The organism is Halothiobacillus sp. (assembly GCF_027346185.1).
GTDB lineage: Bacteria > Pseudomonadota > Gammaproteobacteria > Halothiobacillales > Halothiobacillaceae > Halothiobacillus.
On the sequence record NZ_DAIESY010000064.1, the window covers coordinates 1 to 3,327 of the forward strand.

The window sequence follows — 3,327 nt, forward strand, 5'->3', positions numbered from 1 at the left end:
CACCCCGCTGGGCCAGGCAGCCAAGGCAGCCATGGATGCGGGGCAGTTGGTCAGTGACGACATCGTCCTCGGCATGATCAAGGAACGGCTCGATCAGGCTGATACCAAGCGCGGTTATATCCTCGATGGCTTCCCGCGCAACATTGCTCAAGCCGAAGCACTTGACGAGATGCTGGCCAATTTGAACCAGTCTCTTCAGGCTGCAATCGTCCTCGATGTTCCCTTCAAGGATCTGATGCAACGCCTCACCGGTCGCCAGACCTGCAGCCAATGTGGCGCGGTATTCAATAAATACACGCACCCCAGTGCAAAACCGGGCATCTGCGACGTCTGTGGCGGTGAACTCATCCAGCGGGCAGACGATAACGAGGCGACCGTCGAGAAGCGCCTCAAGGTCTTCGAAGAGCAAACGGCTCCTCTGATTGCGTTTTACGAAAAGCAGAACAAACTGGCGCGAATCGATGGTACACAACCCATTGACGACATCACCGAAGCATTCCACGACGTTCTGGCTCGCATGGCCACCTAAGCAGGATCAGGATGCGCCCAATCACTTCTCGCGCCCGCATGAAGCGGCATTCGAATCCACAACGGCTGGCTCTGTCGCTGGCCATATCCTGCATACTTGTTTCCGGTATCTTCTCCGCAGGCGCACAAGCCGAAGACACCGCCCCTGCTGATCAGGCAGCCGACAGCAAGTCTTGCAGTCTGTGCCCGCCATTCGGCCCGGACCGTCCCCCACTTCGGGTTCAACCACTCGACACGCCGACGCAGGCAACCGCTGACCATGCTCAGTTCGAGCAGAACGGTACGATTCAACTCAAGGGTGATGCGCGCATCGTGCGGCCAGCCGACCGCATCACCGGCAACCAGCTCACCTATCAAAAACAGCCAGAGGAACGTATCACGGGCACGGGCGATCTGTGGTACGAAACGCCGGATTTTACCCTCAATGCCGATCATGGCTGGCTTGAGCCGCAGTTGCACCAGGGCGAATTGAACGATACCCGATACTGGCTCTACAGCCGCCGGGCCTCGGGCAGTGCAAGCCGGGTCGAGCAACACAGCGAATCAACCTACCAGCTGTTCACGGCCGACTACTCCACCTGCCCGCCTGCAAAGCGGGCCTGGGATATTTCGGCAAAACAAATCGACCTCGACCGTGAGTCCGGACGAGGCCAAGCCTATGACGCCGTTCTGCACGCGGGTGGCGTCCCGATCTTCTATTTCCCGTACTTCAACTTCCCGATCGATAACCGTCGACAAAGCGGCCTGCTCTTCCCGACCTTCGGTAGCAGCACATCGGGTGGTATTGAATACGTCCAACCTTATTACTGGAACATCGCGCCGAATATGGACGCGACGATCTCACCCCATGTATTCACGCGCCGTGGACTGGGTCTGGATACGGAATTCCGTTATCTCCACCGCTTCGGCCAAACGGGTGCAGGTTACGATCAGGTCAACCTGTTCTGGCTCCCCAACGACCGGGTTTACGGTGAAAAGCGCTGGGCGCTGACGCTCAAGGACCAAGCGCAGATCACACCGAATCTTAACTACGCCCTGAACGTCAATCGGGTATCCGATCAGCAGTTTTTCCGTGATTTCTCCACCAATCTCAATCAGGCCACCACAGATTATCTGCCGACCCAGTTCAATCTGAATGCGACAACGGGTGGTTGGTCGCTTGGGCTGATGGCATTGCAATACCAGACCGTGAACCCGTTGATTCCCCAGTCGGCCTATCCGTACCGGATCATGCCCAGAATCACGGCCAGCAAAAATTTTGATCTGGGCTTGGCCGATCTATCTCTGGTTGCCGATGCCACGCGGTTCTCAAACCCTTATTCCAGTGCAACTACCGGTCAACGGTTGCATGTTGCGCCGTCGCTATATCATGAGTTCCGCGACAGTTGGTATGAAATCACGCCGAAACTGACACTTGATGCCACAGCCTATCAGTTGACGCGCGGCTTGAGCGATCCTCTGTACCAGGCAAGTGATCCCCAGGAACACCCCACACGCGTCTTGCCGATCACCAGTCTGGACTCGAAACTGTTTTTTGAGCGAAGTTACGGTGAGACGGGCCGCTATCGCGCGCAACTCGAGCCCAGACTCTATTACCTGAATGTTCCGTATCGGGATCAAACGAACATCCCCTTGTTCGACACCGGCTTGACCAACATGAGCTACAGCCAGCTATTCACAGCCAATCGGTTCAGTGGCGGTGACCGCATCAGCGATGCCAATGCCCTGACGTACGGCGTGAGCTGGTCGCTTATCGATACGCTGCAGGGCACCGAGCCATTGAGCTTGCGGATTGCGCAGCGATACAACTTCAGGGAAAGTCGCGTCATCCCGACTGTCGATAAAGGCGGCTCTACCGTGGTGGCCGAGGCTTATTCCGACATCAACAAACACTGGAATGGCTCGTTTACGGCCGAATACGACAGTGACAGCGGCCACATCGGGCGCACGCAAACCCGCATGGGTTACCGTGCCGACCAAGGCAGCGTGGCCAACGTCAGTTACTTCACAAAGCCGCAGGACACCACACTGGCCTATCGACAGGCCGATGTTTCATTTGCCTGGCAAGCCAGCCTCCACTGGCAGATTCTTGGACGCCTGGGTTACGATTTCAATCAGAATAAGGTAGTACAATCGCTGCTCGGCGTGGGTTACGATTCCTGCTGCTGGGCCGCACGGGTCGCTTTGAAGCGTTATGTTGTCAATCCAGATACCATCGGTGCCTCGGCCACGCCAAAATATTCCAATGCGATCTTGTTTGAGGTCGAACTCAAAGGGCTCGGCAGTTTTGGTCAGAAGAACCGGTTCCAGCAGGAAATTCTCGGTTATGATCAATAAACTTATAAAAGCCAGGCATCATCACTGCTTCCCGATTACCGGCCTTGCCGCCGCATTGCAGGCCGACCATGGATCATCAACACACTATTCTAGATTCAGGAACACCGGAATTTTTATGACCACATCGCCACGTTCGTCTTTTCTGCTCCCTATTTTTGCGCGTCTGACGCCCGCCTGGCTAGCCCTGGCTGCCGGGCTCTCTTTTGGCGTTGTGTTCAGCACACCCACGATTGCAGCAGACCTCACGCCTGCCGCCGGTGAACAGATGTTCGATCGAATCGTGGCTGTGGTGAACCAGAGCGTGATCACGCAACGGCAGTTGAATGACCGCCTCCAGCAGGTTTCCAGCCAGATCAATATTCAGGCTCTGAGCCCCTCCGACTTCAAACAACTCGAAGAGCGCGTACTTGATCGGATGATCACCGAAGAAGTCGAACTGCAACGGGCCAAACAAATCGGCAT

Annotated in this window: 3 protein-coding genes; all 3 read left to right on the forward strand. The window is 56.1% G+C overall.

Translation table 11 applies throughout. The annotated features are described in order from the left end of the window. The coding region (locus tag M7R55_RS05055; RefSeq protein ID WP_298219097.1) for a nucleoside monophosphate kinase at window positions 1-529 on the forward strand (529 nt) is incomplete at its 5' end. A gap of 11 nt (window positions 530-540) precedes the next feature. After that, complete coding sequence (locus tag M7R55_RS05060) at window positions 541-2,865, forward strand: LPS-assembly protein LptD (protein ID WP_298219098.1); 2,325 nt, start codon at window positions 541-543, stop codon at window positions 2,863-2,865. Window positions 2,866-2,980: 115 nt separating this feature from the next. Continuing rightward, window positions 2,981-3,327: SurA N-terminal domain-containing protein (locus M7R55_RS05065; RefSeq protein ID WP_298219100.1), on the forward strand; the 347-nt coding region annotated here is incomplete at its 3' end.

Excerpts from the sequence above, each read along its gene's own strand:
- M7R55_RS05060 (WP_298219098.1), top strand. The coding sequence starts at position 541 with ATGCGCCCAATCACTTCTCGCGCCCGCATGAAGCGGCATTCGAATCCA.